This is a genomic window from Corallibacter sp. (assembly GCF_048381695.1).
In the GTDB taxonomy this organism is placed as follows: Bacteria; Bacteroidota; Bacteroidia; order Flavobacteriales; family Flavobacteriaceae; genus Corallibacter; species Corallibacter vietnamensis.
Window position 1 is genome coordinate 801,237 of sequence record NZ_JBLXHI010000001.1, and the last position, 13,818, is coordinate 815,054.

The window sequence follows — 13,818 nt, forward strand, 5'->3', positions numbered from 1 at the left end:
TATTATTCTTTAATTAATTGATTGTCTTTGAATTCTACTTTGTCTTGTACTTTTCCATTTTCATCATAATTAATATAAGTACCTTCTTTAAAATTCTTTTTTAAATCGTGAGGGTCGTGGTAGAGCGCATAATATGAATTAATAGGACGGTCATCCATATAAAATCTTTTTATTATCCCTTTGGGTTTATATTGGCTTTCATAAGTAATGATCTTGTACTTGTATGCATTTTCTTTAGTGGTTAGATTCCCATCTTTGTCGTAATATTCGGTAACTTGTTTGTTTAATACTGTTTCTTTTGGGTAAACTCTTATTTTGGGAGCGCCTGAAGATATTTTACCTTTATCGTAATAAGTAATAAATCCATCAGCATCAATTTTTTTTCCCGTGTACAAAGAGCCGTTTACATAAAATCCTACTTCAAATAAATTTCCTTTAGTGGTAACTTTTGCACCTTCCCCGTGTAAAATACCATTGATTAGATGTCCATAATAAGTAAATCCCTTTTTTGGCAAATACATTTCTCCTTTACCATACATGATCCCATCTATAAATAGACATACAATATAACTGCCATCTCTTTTATTCAATCTTGCTTGTCCGGTTAATTTTCCGTTTTTGAAGGCGCCTATAAAATTGAAGATTTCACCAAATTGATATTGCTTATACAACCTTATTCTGCCATAACCATTCAATGTTCCATTTATACATTTAGGTTTTTCTTCACTTTTCCAAACGGCAGTTACATCTTTCATTTTTTGATAGAAATGGATTTTACAATCAATACCTTTAGGTTGAATCCAATAGTCATTGTCTTCCTGCGAAAAAGATTGTTGGAACACTATAAATAAGAGAAGAGATGTAAGTATTGTCTTTTTCATTTTATAAATCGATTATTGATTAATAGCACTCTAATTTAATATAAATGTTAAAATAATTAACATTATTTTGATTAACAATACTCATTTTGAGTATATTACGATTTAAAATTATTGTTTATTTTTAGTTGAAGTTAAGTAGTGCTATGGAAGTAGAAATAAACAATTTGAGCATTGACGTAGATAAAGTTGGTTATAACGATGGACTTAATTTTGGTCGGTTTTTGGAAAACATGGAAGTTGTAGGCTATACTTTAGAATTATCTAAAGACCAGTTCTTAACCCTCATTGAAATAGACTACAACCAAATACGAGATGAGATAAAAGCAGATGATGAAGCCATGAATGATACTTCAGATTTTTCAGAATCAGGTTACTGTTCTTTGGAAGACTTGTTTGCAAAAGAAGCTGCTTTTTCAGAAATTGTAAAGGGTTATTTAGGCAGACCTTTGTTAGGTAAGTTGTTTGTAAAGTCACAAGAAACCGATTTTATTATCAATAGTATTGATAAAGTAAATGTACTTGACAATATTGTTCTTAAAGGCAGAGCATTTAAAAAATTGTAACCATTATAACTAAATATTATGAAAGCATTTAAAACCCTTTTTATTTTTACCTTTTTACTAGTTTTTACGAATAGTGTCTACTCACAAAAAGATGAGACCTATTATTTCTTTACAACCTCTACATTGTACTCGGATGATGGAAATAAAATAATTTTCACCGACGTGCAGCATATTCGATGTTCTGATATGAAAAATGGAAGACATACCCTAATCAAGGGAGTTGAAAAATTACTTGGTGAACATTTGGAAGAGGCTGGTACTACCAATTGGGAAAAGTACAATAGGTTGGCTTGGTGTTTATTTGATGAAGCAGCAGCAATTAAAGAGAGAGAGAACCAAATTACAAGTTATAAAAGAGATTCAAACAATACCATTATAGAAGACTCTACTTTTGATTACAATTGTGAATATATTGAAAAAAAATAAGTTTAAAAGCTATGCTGAACATCAAATTCTTTTTGGTTTCCTGTCCTTTCTTATAGTTGTTACAGGGTATGCACAAGAAACCCCAAAGTCAACAAAAGAAGAAAAAGAGCTGGTGCGAAACCATATAAAAGCGGTTCATGGCAGTGTAAATTCTGGCTATTGGTTTTATGTTCCTGGAACTTATAAAGAGAACCAGTCTTGTGAGGATTGCGAGGTTATAAAACTTTACGATTATTACCTAGTAGACAAAAACCTGAACAGGGTAATTGACACGTCTTTTTATCTTAATGAAATATTGTACAATCAATATGTCTATGCAAATGATGCTTATGAAGGCTTTTATCAAATGGAATACCGTCCTTATATGGTTTGGGTGTGGACTAATGATAAAGCTGTAACTGCCTTTCCTCAACGCAATGATGAATATACCCTAAAAAGTTGTTGTTATGCCTTATTGAACACCAAAACAGGAAAGCTACAAACCGACTTTGAGTTTTTGGAGTTTAAGTGGGAAAATGAAGAATTTGAAACCATTCCGGTTTCCACCCACGATGATAATGCCCATAAAGATGAACTGCAAAGCCCTGATAAATGGGGTTATATTAATTTTGATGGCAAATGGGTCATTGAGCCTAAATACTTTGGGGCAGACCGCTTTAGTCAAGGTTTTGCACATGTTACTAAATGTACAGATACATTGTACGCAAAGCATTATACATGTAGGGAAACTAAGCATGGTTTTATCAACTTAAAAGGAGAGCTAATAACAGGTTTTGATTTTGATGAAGTGAAGCGCTTTAATGAAGGGATGGCAGTTGTAGGTAAAGATTTTCCTAACCAAGGTAGGAGGTATGGTTTTATTGATAACACAGGTAAGCAAATCATTGACTTTATCTATAAAGAAGCCAACTCATTTGATTTAGGAGTTTCAAAGGTATTTGATGGCAACGAATGGTATTGGATTGATAAAGAGGGTAAGCGGACTGATGAGCCTGTTTATAGAGAGTAATTAAAAATTAATAATAATATGAAAAAAATAGTCTTTTTATGTTTGTTTTTTGTGGTTGCATTTCAATGCTGGTCACAAAAAATTAGCTGGGTTTCTTTTGGTGATGCTTTTAATTCCCTGTACAGTGGAAATAATACAAAAAAATTAATGGTTGTGGTTTTGCCTTCGCCTCTTATAGGTGGCCTTAATAGGTCTCCAATATTTGGAGAACTTACGAACGAATGGGTTGTTAACTATGTAAATAAAAATTATTATGCTGTAAAATATGATATGTTAAGTAAAGGTGAAACTTTGGAAATAGGTGATGAAACCTATAACTCACTAAATATGGAAGATAATTTCAAGTTGCAAGAAAAATTTGGGTTGGGAGAAAATGATATTATGTTGGTTTTTTATGATGAAATGGGAACGTTTCTTGTAGGTATACGTTTTGAGGCTGATCAATATATTTGTAGACCAGCCCTAAGAAAATTTGAGTTTTATTTAAGGTATGTAGCTGAAGATACCTATAAACAGCATGAAACTAGTGATGAGGTTACTCGATATTTTGATTCATATAAAGCAAAATATTTAACCGATTGCAAAGATTGACTCTACAGTTTTTTAATTAAAAATTAATACTATATTGAGGTCTCAATTTTATTGTTTAATTGCAGCTCCAAACTGCATATGATTTTGCATACGAAAGTGCATACGGTTTTGAAAATTAAATTTTATAAGTATTTGATTTTTAATAATTTAAAAATTCAAATCTCAAACTCATAACCCGAAGGTCACTGGTTCGAGTCCAGTTCCCGCTACTATCGATAATCGGTTTTAAATCAATGGTTTTGTTTACGCAAAACCATTTTTTTTATGTTTATATTAAATGATTATCTTGCCGATGAACACGGAATTGAACACGATTTAGAACACACTTTGCTGAAAAAGAAAAATTTTTCCTCCCCTAAAATCTACAATGCCAATGGCAATTTAAGCAGGCGCTGGTATGTTTATTTTTCATTCCGAAATCCTCAAACAGGAAAACTTCAAAGGATGAAGAATATTTATGGGACTGCAAATAATTATGATTCTAAAGAAGACCGTTTGGCAGTTTTAACAGTTTATAGAAACAAGTTAAAGCAATTATTACAGGGAGGTTTTAATCCGTTTGAGGATAATTCTAAACTTATCGAAAAACGAAATCAAAAAAAATCTGATGATAAAGTAGCGGAATCCATTTCGTTTGATAGTATTGAAAAAACTAAAGAGTCAACAGATGCTGTTAAACCTTCGATATCTATCAACGAGGCGTTTTTAAGAGGATTAAAGCTAAAGGATAAACTTTTGAGCGATACGACCAAAAAGAGCTTTAAAAATCGAATTAAAACATTTACCGATTGGATAAATGACAATCATCCCGAAAAAAATACCATAGCCGATATTGATAAGAGAGTTGTTATGGATTTTTTAAATGAGATATTGGAGAGAACTAGTCCAAGAAATCGTAATAATTACCGAGCAGATTTGAGTAGTTTGTTTCAAGCATTAGAAGATGATGACATTATTGATGGCAACTACATAAAGAAAATCCCTGTTCTCAAATCAATACCCAAGCGAAATAAGTCTTACTCAAAAGAAGAGCAAGAAAAAATATTTGAGCATTTAGAAAAACATGATAAGGATCTCCTGCTTTTTATCAAGTTTATATCTTATAATTTTTTAAGACCTATAGAGGTTTGTAGGTTGAAAGTAGGTGATCTTGATATAAAGAATAAAAAAGTTAGCTTTAAAGCTAAAAACAGTCCTCAAAAGACGAAGATTATACCGGATCTTATGCTAGAAGAACTTTTTGATATATCAAAAATGGACAAGAATCTATATCTATTCACCCCTGAAGGTCTAGGAGGAGAATGGGACACAGAATTAAGCAACAAGCGGGATTATTTTACAAAACGGTTCAAAACAAAAGTCAAGGACAAATTTGGTCTAGGACCAGAATACGGACTCTATAGTTTTAGACATACTTTCATTACGAAATTATATAGACAAATTAGAAAAACATCAACACCGTTTGAAGCCAAAAGTCAGTTAATGCAAATAACGGGTCATTCATCTATGAAAGCTCTTGAGAAATATTTGAGAGAGATTGACGCTGAACTTCCTGAAGATTATTCTGAGTTGATAAAATCTTAAAGGTAAACATGGAAGAGTCACTTAAGAACCAACATCAGAAATTTATTGAAAGGCTTTATAAACCTTTCATTTTCTATATCCCCAGAAGGCTTTACACAGAACTAGACCCTAAAGGGAATTGGGATGATGAAAAGTTTGATGACGTGTTTGATACAGTAGTGCTTATCAAAGAGGATGGAAGCAATCAAGCTCTAGGTGACAATCCCTCCAACTTTTATATTTTTCCAAAAGGATTGGTGTTGAGTAAAAACACCTATGATTTATTTGATTTAAAGGAAAAACTAAACGCTTATTCTTTTCGTTTTTTATTGGATGACTATCTAAAGAGTCTCGTCTTTTATGTCAGGATTTCCAAATGGATGCATGATAATATTAGAGCAGATATCAAGGACATTCGAGAAGAGACCTTATTTTCATTTGAGAAGCAGATGGAAGCTATCCAGGAGCATTGGGACTATTTACAAGAAAATTTCAAAAAGAAAAGTCCCCAAACAAGCAATCCACTAGGAGAGAATATCAAGAAAGAAGACCTTAAAGCAGTTAATAACCTGATTAAGATTTCCAATGCAGTAGAAACAAAGCATAGTATAAATACAAAACCAAAACCTAAAAAAACAGAAAAAAAGATACTTGTAACAGATGAGGAAGCAGAGAAGTTTTTACTCAAAACAGTTTTCAAAGTAAATTCATAGTGTTGAAAACATTAAGTTCAAGATTACCATAAAAAGTAAATCATTATGTCAAAGAAAAAACCTATTAAGAATAGTGACCCTTCGATAAATTTTAGATTACCCGAGGAATTGAAGAGTAAAATAGAGCATAAAGCTAATGAGAAGAATCAGACCTGTTCTGCTTACTTAAGAAACTTGTTAGAAAGTATCTATACTGGTGATTACTGTTACAAAGAACAGGTAAAGGATAGTGTAGAATCAGTTATTTATTCAAAGGATTTTCTTCAGCTTATGGTTTGGATTTATAGAAAGAGAGAAAACCAAAAGCAAGAGCTAACAGATCAAGAGTTAAATAGATATATTAGGACTTTAAAGAAACTAGATGGTAATGTGCCACAAAATATAACAGATGAGTTTGATAAGGTTCTGAATGATATCTTGATTGTCAAAACAGAGGCGTCCAAGTATCTCAAAGAGTTTAGATTTCATAGAGCAATTGACAAGAACAAACAGTTCAATTTAGAGCTTGTTGAGATGTTCTTGTTAAAAGACGACCAGCTAAAACAATTCATCAAATTCAAGGGTGTAAAAAACATTGATGTACCCAATTTGATGGGTTTTAAATTTCCGAATTTAGAACAAAAGTAATTGAGATAAATACTGTGATTATTTTGTGATAATTTTTTATCACAAAATACAATCGATAGCAATAAACCATTGTTTTAGGTTACATTTGTAGTCTAAAACAGCCTTTTTTGGGTCTGAAAACCTTAAAACAGTTGCAAGTATGGCTTGATAATTGTTATCACAAAATTTTATAATAATTAATTGTAGTATAACTCTATACTTTTAATTCCCATTCACCTTTGATATTAATATTATGTCAAAAATAATATAGATAAAACCCAATATTTTGATTTTGATAATGATGACGTGCTCAACACTGTTGAACTATTTATTTATTAAGAATTAGAACTAAAATTTGAATTGAAGCACATAGTTTTTTTGAAAATACTGTTTTAAAATTCAAAAAAAAAGAAGCAATAAACTAGATGTTTTTTTTGCTAACGGTTTAGGCAATGATTTCGTTGCGGAAAAATCCGCAGGATTCTTTCCGCCGTAACCGCAATGAGCTATACAAGTTGTTACCCAACGTTTTTTTATTCCGATTTTAGTTTTTTAGTCAATTCAGTCAAACACTTTTCAAATTCCGATTGGTTTACAGTTAATGATTTATCATTTTCGGTATCAAAGTCAGATATTGATTCATAATATTCAGTCGGATTTATTGGGTCAACACTCCAACCTTCTCGTCTTGAAAATCCGTATATCAAATTCAAGTCGTTTTTCTTTTTCACTCTTAAACAACCAGTATATTGGTCTGAAAAATCAATTGGCAAATAGATAATTTGTCCGTTTTCCATTTCCGCTTGCTTTTTATTCCACGAAGCGATTAATTCCGCAACAGCATTTTTAATCTCTTTTATTCCGCTTTTCGGTTCGATTGCTAAAGCAAAATAGTAAGTGTTAAATATTTGCTCACTTATTAATTCAGGAATTTCAAAGATTAAATCTTCGTGTCCTCCTTTATCATTTTCTATAATTTCTATATTAAGCAGGTTGCTCATCAAATGTTGGGTAACGGTCTCGTATAACCGTCAGTTACGGGATTAAAGTTAATGATTTTCGGTTATACATTGTTGTGTGTAGGTTTTATCTTTTCGCTTGTTTAGTTTTTGGAATATTAATCACCCCGCATCCATCTACAATCCATTTTTTATTATGTTCTTTAATTTTCATAGTGATTTCAAAACCTTTCCAACTTTTTCCTTTTACAGTCAAATAATTTGAATTCGAGTCAAAATCGACAAGTTCAAAACCATCGTCAGGATAATCTTGAGCGTCAAAAATTGGGTCAAATCCTAATCCATATCCTGGGTCATTTTTTTCGGCTTCTCGAATCATTTCAGTCAGTTCTTTTTTAAATTCTGGACTAACATTTGGATAAGCATTTACCCATTCAATTATTCCAATCTGTTCCTTCATTTTGTTACAGTTCATAACGTAACCATTGATAAATTCCACAGCGACATTTGCTATTGAAGTTGTGTCATTCAATTCAACTTTAGGTTTCTTTTCTGATATAACAACTTCATTTTTGGTTTCCTTTTCAATTCCAATTTGTTGTTTTTGTTCTAAAGTGTTGCTTTTTGGTTTTTTGCTATTACAACCTAGAACAATTAAAATCAACAATATTAGATATCTGTTTTTCATCGATTTTAAAGACATTTTGAATTTCTCAAATTACACACAACGGTCTTGTATAACCGTCAGTTACGGGTTTTAAAGTTAATAATTTTCGGTTAAGAACAGACGTTAGCAATTCCGAGTGGATTGCTTTGCCAGTTCGCACTTTGTGCTCGTGTCGGACGTAGTTGAATCCGCTGACCAAGCACAGTGACCGATGAACTCCTTTTTTTAAATAAAATGGGCGAATACATTGCGGTTATATATTGTTGTACACCGTTTTTTCATTCCGTTATTTTTAGCTTTTCGTCAAACCAAACATCCTCATAACCGCTTTTGTCAATCAAAAATCGATAGCCAACATCAAGTCCGAAATATTTAATTAATTCAGGTCGGATTTGAAGCAAATGTTCCGCACATATTGGTTTGAAAAAATCATCAGATTCCGAATATTCTCCTGTCCAAATATACCAACCTGTTGTTCCTTTTTCTTGCGGATGTCTCAATCCGTGAATTGGGTCAGAATTTAGGTCTGAACCAATTCCAACTTTTAGTTTTTTGTTTATTGGATTCCACTTTGATTGATATTTTTCGCAAATCTTTTTTTGTCGGTCAATATGTACATTCCACAAATTATAATCAGCTAATAAATTTTCTTCCGTTTGCAGTTGATGTTTCCATAATTCAATATTCCTTTTATTTATTGGGAAGTTAATTTCTGGACTGTCCCATTGAAAAATAATGTCAGAGATTATTTCATCTTCCCAATCAAAGAAGTCTTTTCCAATCAAATCTGAAGCATAATTTTCTAAATCGGATTTTTCTATTTCTCCATTCAGATATTGGTCGCATTTTGCAATTAAGTCAGAACGTGATATTTTAATTTCTTGGTTCAAATGTGCGTCTTCTCAAATGGTGTACAACGTTTATGTATAAGAATAGTTGCGGTTTTGTGTGCAAGGAATTTCCGAAGGAAATTCAGACGTAACAAAAGCGCAACGACTTTGTTTAAGCTTAAAATAGCAATTATTTTTATACTGTGTTAGGTACAGTTATTTTTATCGGTTTAATATTCTCATAAGGTTCTTTTTCATTTGCGAATTGTAAATTGTCAAAAGCAATAGCAGATTTACCTTTTTCTATTTCTATATTAATTAAATTTTCCAAAAACTCAATTCCCATTGCATCAACTCCATAATAATCTAAAAGAATAGAATCGTTTTTTTCAAAGCAGGCTTTTATGATTAGTGCTTTTTTGTTTTTTAAACTCAAATATTCAAATTTCTCAATTAAACTAATTCCTATTTCTTCTGCGATTCTTTTTGCGGTAAGTTTGTCAATCCGCATTTTATTAATCAGATATTTATTTACAGTCAAAGGACTTAAAAATTCCGCAATAGTATTTTGTCTGTAGTTTTTTGCCCAAGGAAAATCATTTTTTTGATTTTGAAATCGTTTTATCAATTCGATAGTCAAGTCAAAACCTAGTGGGAAGTTTTCAAGATTAAAGTTTGGAATATAAATTCTGATTAGATTTCCGCTTTTTAATTCAAATTCAGGCACAGAAATTCCGTTTATCTCAAACTCTTTGTTATGGAAAATGCTGTTCATCATAATTTTGCCCAACGGTTTTGTGTATGGCTCGTTGCGAGAAATCCGCGAGGATTTTCCGCCGTAACCGAAAGATAATTAATAAGATTGAATTTCCGAGAGGAAATTCAGACGCAATTAATTATGCAGGTTGTTAGCATACGTTTTTCATTTCGTTCAGCTCATTTATTATTCTCGGAAAAGCGGTTGGTTCAATTTCAAATTCCACTTTTATTAAATCAGAATAGTCATTTTGATATGAACTTGATTTCCTTATTTTTAATTCAACCGCTAAATGTCCAAGTTTGTTAATATTCCGAAATCTTATGTGAAATTCTTCGGGACTTATACTTTCAAGTTTTTCGTCGCCAATTCTGGTTTTTTCCAATTCAATCAACTTTTGAGTAAAAAATTCTAAATCCGTTAACGCAATCCAAATTGGACGAGTGAATTCCGCATTAAGCTCTTCAGTCAGAATATTAATATTCAAACGATAACTCGGATAATTTATAAGTTCCGAATCACATATATTCAGTTCTATTTTTCGAGTTCCTATTTCGTTTTGTATCGTCATTTCTCAAATGTATGCTAACGGCTCGGCTATGAGAAGTTGCGTGATTTAGCACTTAACTTAGCAAGTACACACCAAGCTGAAAATCCGCGAGGATTTTCAGAAGTAACCGAGAACAAGCAATTACTGATAGCCATTGTTAGCAGCTGGATTTTATAATTCATATTGTTTGGTCATTATCTCAAATACTTGATTCATTTTGACCATTCCTTTTAGCCAACCTTCATTTGTGTTTTCATCTTCATAAACAAAGTTGTAGGATTTCGGGTCTAAATGCCGCCAAATCATAGTTACCATAGTCATAAACTTACCATAATATAAATGTGAGCGAGGATAATCTCCGATTTCATCCTTAATTCTCTCGGCTAAAAATTTACCTGGTTCTATAAATTCTTTAATATTATGTCGATTGTTATATATTTTCAAAAGACTACTTTTTGATTTTCTACTTTTATGTGCTACATAATTTCTCAATGCATAAGCCTCGTCAATATGATTTAGAAATTTCATCTGAAATTGTTCAAAGGGATTATTTTTTTCAGTAATTATCTTTTTTGCTAATCCTTTTAACTCTGAAGAACTTGTTATTGATAAATAACTTAATCCGTTTACCACAGCCGTTGCGTTTTCAAAACTCATTTTTTTAGGTAATTCTAAATCCAAAAATTTTGATATTTGATTTGTATCAATTGCAACGCAATAAACAATTATGTTTAAAATAAAAGTTTCCCATTCAGCCAAATGTTTTACCAAGAAAGCCTCTTCAGTTGATGCTATGTCATCCGTATTAAATAGCTCTGGTTTGTCAGCAATTTTATTAAGCAGTTGATTATAAGAAAGAGAAGCATTGTGAAATTCAATCACAAATTTCATAAAAGGCTCAAATTGAATTTTATTTAGTTCTTTCTTGTTTTTCATCTTGCTGCTAACGGTTTGTGTATGATTAGTGGCGTGTTTAAGCCACTAATTTAGCAAATACAAACCTAATAGAAAATCCGCGAGGATTTTCGTAAGCAAGCTCGAACTAGCCATTAATTATACACGTTGTTGGCAGTAGGTTTTTTTTCAATCCGCTCAACTATTTCATATCCTAAATTTCCTTTTTCCGTAAACAAAAGGATCGTATCATTCTTTTGTAAGTTATTCCAGAGTTCAAATTCAACTTTGAACTTCTCTTTGTAGATTCCAACGTTTGTAAAAATCCAAAATTGAGAATCGCTTTTGTCTTTTTCGTCAATTTCGGATTCTTTTTCCCATACAATAGATTCCATTGGGTTTAACTGCTCTTCGGCTTTGTATCTATTAATAAAAGTCACACAAGAAATAAATAATAAAGGAAAAACTATTAGTGATGCAAAAAGTCCCGAAAAACTAAACTTCCGATTTTCTTTTGGTTTAAAACTATATCTTAAAATGACTATAAAAATTGCAAAAATCAAACCATATATTCCAAATTCTTTGAAGATTTCCGAGTCATTTATTGTATTTCCTAAATGCTTGAATTCGTTTCCTACAAAGCCGACAAATAATCCCAATATTACAGGTGCTAATATTGTTCCTTTAATCAGTTTTTTTAAGTTAGTCTTATTTCCGTTGAGAACGTCTATCAGTCTAATTAAGTTGAGAATAATGAAAAAAGCACCAATAATTGCAAATACAGAAAGAAACATTTTTTTATTAATAAAAACGCCTATCAAAATAAGTCCGAATACTATTCCAGCAATTATTTGATAATACTCGTTTTTAAAAATTTTCTTGAATTCAGGGTTCATTTGTTCAACTTACTGCCAACGTGTTTGTATAAGATTAGTTGCGGTTTTGTGTGCGAGGATTTTCCGCAGGAAAATCAGACGTAACAAAAGCGCAACGACCTTTGTTTAAGCCTAAAATAAGTAATTAATTTTATACGGTGTTGGCAACAGTTTTATCTTTTCCTTCTTTATTTTTATTTAGCCATTTCAAGCTTAACTTTATTCCGATTAAAATACTAATTCCAGCAACGAATAAATTCGCGCTTTCTCCGTCAAACGTTTGATTAAAAACTCCGACAATGAAAACATTTACAAATCCCGAACTTATAAACCAAAAAGCTATAAATTGAAAAAAATTCAAACTCTTTGTGTATTTAAAAGTAATCGGATTTTCATTCCAATTCGGTTTTTCAAACTTGAATCCGAATAAACTCCAAAATTTTGTAATTAAGGGAAGGAATAGAACAAAGAATAAAAAAGTCAGAATAATAATTCCAATGTAAAAGTCATTTTTTGATTCAGTTTCAGCATTAAAATTCAGTAGCGATAATGAAATAACACAAAGAATTAAAATCACTAAACCTTTTATTTTTCCAATTTTATTCCAATTTTTCATTTTTTGAGCTTGATTGGTAATTGTTGCCAACGTGTTTGTGTATGGTTTGTTGCGTGAAAATCCGCTAGGATTTTCAGATTAAGAAACCAAGATAGTTCATTGCTTCTGAATTTCCTATCGGAAATTCAGAAGCAATGAACTATACACGACTTAAGTTTGTAAATCACTAAATTTAAATAATAATCAGAAAGAACAAAAGAGAGTATTAAGGTTACTATACACGGTGAAGCATTAGACTTCGGCAACATTGATAATCCTCTCTCTTTTACTACTTAAACTTCGTTCAGTTCTGTGAGACCTAGATCTCGTTTTTAAGTTGTTGAAATATGAGTAGCGTTGTTCTTTCCAAATTTCAAGTTGTTATGACTAAAGATAGAAAAATTTACGGTATTGACATTAGTAAATCTGTGTTTGATATTTACAATCAAGATACAGGACATTTTCAATTAAAGAATGATGAAAAGGGTTTTAAAACACTACTAAAAAGTTTATCAAAAGAAGCTTTGGTAGTGATGGAGTCTACGGGATATTATCATTACAGATTAGCACAATTTTTAAATAAAAACGGGGTGTTAGTTTCAGTTGTAAATCCCTTGTCCGTAAAACGTTTTATTCAAATGAAACTAGCCAAAGTAAAAACGGATAAGAGTGATGCAAAATCAATTTGTGAGTATGGTATCCTTAATGATGTTCCCTTGTACAATGCTCTAACAGATGTACAAGCAGAATGCTTACAGCTCTTTAGGTTATTGGATAATTACGTAAAAAAGAGTACAGCTACAAAAAATAAGCTTCATGGCGAAGAGACTCTGGGTATTCCATCAAAAACGGTTTATCGTTCCTTACAACGCGACTTAAATCATTTAAAGAAAGAGATTTTAATATTAGAGAAACGCTTATTAGAATTGGTAAAACAAGACCAACAAGAGCAATTAACACTATTGCAAACCATACCAGGAATAGGCTTAAAAACAGCGTTGTTTTTAATCGTAATTACAGATGGTTTTAAAAAATTTGAAAGTGCATCACAGCTATGTAGTTATGTAGGCATTACACCAACGATTCGAGAATCAGGAAGCAGTGTACGAGGGCGCAGTAGGATAAGTAAAGTAGGTAATAAGAAATTAAGAAATTTATTGTTTTTAGCAGCCTTTTCAGCCTACAAATATAACGCAGCTTGCAAAGCCTTATTTGATAGAATTGTAGCTAAAGGAAAGAGTGCTAAACTAGCATTAATAGCGGTAGCGAATAAGTTGCTAAAACAGGCCTTTGCTATTGCAAAAAGCGGATTGCCTTATGATGAAAACTATGTTTCAAA

At 31.5% G+C, this 13,818-nt stretch carries 17 protein-coding genes; 8 read left to right on the forward strand and 9 right to left on the reverse strand.

Annotated elements, in window-relative coordinates; translation table 11 throughout:
* Positions 1-2: 2 nt before the first annotated feature.
* A complete protein-coding gene (locus ACN5J3_RS03645) occupies positions 3-755 on the reverse strand; it encodes a hypothetical protein (protein WP_418510804.1) in 753 nt (250 codons plus the stop codon).
* A gap of 251 nt (positions 756-1,006) precedes the next feature.
* Between ACN5J3_RS03645 and ACN5J3_RS03650 the strand changes: the two genes are divergently transcribed.
* From ACN5J3_RS03650 to ACN5J3_RS03680, 7 genes are all read left to right on the forward strand, one after another.
* Positions 1,007-1,444, forward strand: a complete 438-nt coding sequence (locus tag ACN5J3_RS03650; RefSeq protein WP_418510805.1) for a hypothetical protein — start codon at positions 1,007-1,009, stop codon at positions 1,442-1,444.
* 162 nt (positions 1,445-1,606) lie between these two features.
* Positions 1,607-1,870 (forward strand): hypothetical protein, encoded by a 264-nt coding sequence (locus tag ACN5J3_RS03655; protein WP_418510806.1) that lies wholly within the window; start codon positions 1,607-1,609, stop codon positions 1,868-1,870.
* A complete protein-coding gene (locus ACN5J3_RS03660) occupies positions 1,848-2,879 on the forward strand; it encodes a WG repeat-containing protein (protein ID WP_418510807.1) in 1,032 nt (343 codons plus the stop codon). Before ACN5J3_RS03655 ends, ACN5J3_RS03660 begins: the two co-directional genes overlap by 23 nt.
* 18 nt (positions 2,880-2,897) lie before the next feature.
* Positions 2,898-3,470, forward strand: a complete 573-nt coding sequence (locus ACN5J3_RS03665; RefSeq protein ID WP_418510808.1) for a hypothetical protein — start codon at positions 2,898-2,900, stop codon at positions 3,468-3,470.
* A 264-nt stretch (positions 3,471-3,734) separates the two neighbouring features.
* Positions 3,735-5,054: a tyrosine-type recombinase/integrase gene (locus ACN5J3_RS03670; RefSeq protein WP_418510809.1), complete on the forward strand. Its 1,320-nt coding sequence runs from the start codon at positions 3,735-3,737 to the stop codon at positions 5,052-5,054.
* Between the two features lie 8 nt (positions 5,055-5,062).
* A complete protein-coding gene (locus ACN5J3_RS03675; RefSeq protein ID WP_418510810.1) occupies positions 5,063-5,746 on the forward strand; it encodes a hypothetical protein in 684 nt (227 codons plus the stop codon).
* Positions 5,747-5,791: 45 nt separating this feature from the next.
* Positions 5,792-6,373, forward strand: coding sequence for a hypothetical protein (locus tag ACN5J3_RS03680; protein WP_417291248.1), 582 nt, complete (start codon positions 5,792-5,794; stop codon positions 6,371-6,373).
* Positions 6,374-6,885: 512 nt separating this feature from the next.
* Here ACN5J3_RS03680 and ACN5J3_RS03685 read toward each other — a convergent pair.
* The 8 genes from ACN5J3_RS03685 to ACN5J3_RS03720 all read right to left on the reverse strand — a co-directional run bounded on the left by ACN5J3_RS03685 (position 6,886) and on the right by ACN5J3_RS03720 (position 12,530).
* A complete protein-coding gene (locus ACN5J3_RS03685; protein ID WP_418510811.1) occupies positions 6,886-7,353 on the reverse strand; it encodes a hypothetical protein in 468 nt (155 codons plus the stop codon).
* Positions 7,354-7,438: 85 nt separating this feature from the next.
* On the reverse strand, positions 7,439-8,014 hold the full coding sequence (locus tag ACN5J3_RS03690) for a hypothetical protein (protein ID WP_418510812.1): 576 nt from the start codon (positions 8,012-8,014) through the stop codon (positions 7,439-7,441).
* A 242-nt stretch (positions 8,015-8,256) separates the two neighbouring features.
* The gene (locus ACN5J3_RS03695) at positions 8,257-8,868 is read right to left on the reverse strand and encodes a hypothetical protein (RefSeq protein ID WP_418510813.1); all 612 of its coding nucleotides are present in this window, start codon (positions 8,866-8,868) and stop codon (positions 8,257-8,259) included.
* 136 nt (positions 8,869-9,004) lie between these two features.
* Entirely contained in the window at positions 9,005-9,586 is a 582-nt protein-coding gene (locus ACN5J3_RS03700; protein ID WP_418510814.1) for a hypothetical protein, read from the reverse strand.
* A gap of 130 nt (positions 9,587-9,716) precedes the next feature.
* On the reverse strand, positions 9,717-10,136 hold the full coding sequence (locus ACN5J3_RS03705; RefSeq protein ID WP_418510815.1) for a hypothetical protein: 420 nt from the start codon (positions 10,134-10,136) through the stop codon (positions 9,717-9,719).
* A 150-nt stretch (positions 10,137-10,286) separates the two neighbouring features.
* The gene (locus ACN5J3_RS03710) at positions 10,287-11,051 is read right to left on the reverse strand and encodes a hypothetical protein (RefSeq protein WP_418510816.1); all 765 of its coding nucleotides are present in this window, start codon (positions 11,049-11,051) and stop codon (positions 10,287-10,289) included.
* Positions 11,052-11,164: 113 nt separating this feature from the next.
* Complete coding sequence (locus tag ACN5J3_RS03715) at positions 11,165-11,905, reverse strand: hypothetical protein (protein ID WP_418510817.1); 741 nt, start codon at positions 11,903-11,905, stop codon at positions 11,165-11,167.
* A 130-nt stretch (positions 11,906-12,035) separates the two neighbouring features.
* Positions 12,036-12,530, reverse strand: coding sequence for a hypothetical protein (locus ACN5J3_RS03720; protein WP_418510818.1), 495 nt, complete (start codon positions 12,528-12,530; stop codon positions 12,036-12,038).
* Positions 12,531-12,862: 332 nt separating this feature from the next.
* On the opposite strand from ACN5J3_RS03720, the gene ACN5J3_RS03725 reads away from it, so the two are divergent.
* Positions 12,863-13,818, forward strand: a 956-nt coding sequence (locus tag ACN5J3_RS03725; protein ID WP_418510827.1) for an IS110 family transposase, incomplete at its 3' end; no start/stop codon positions are given.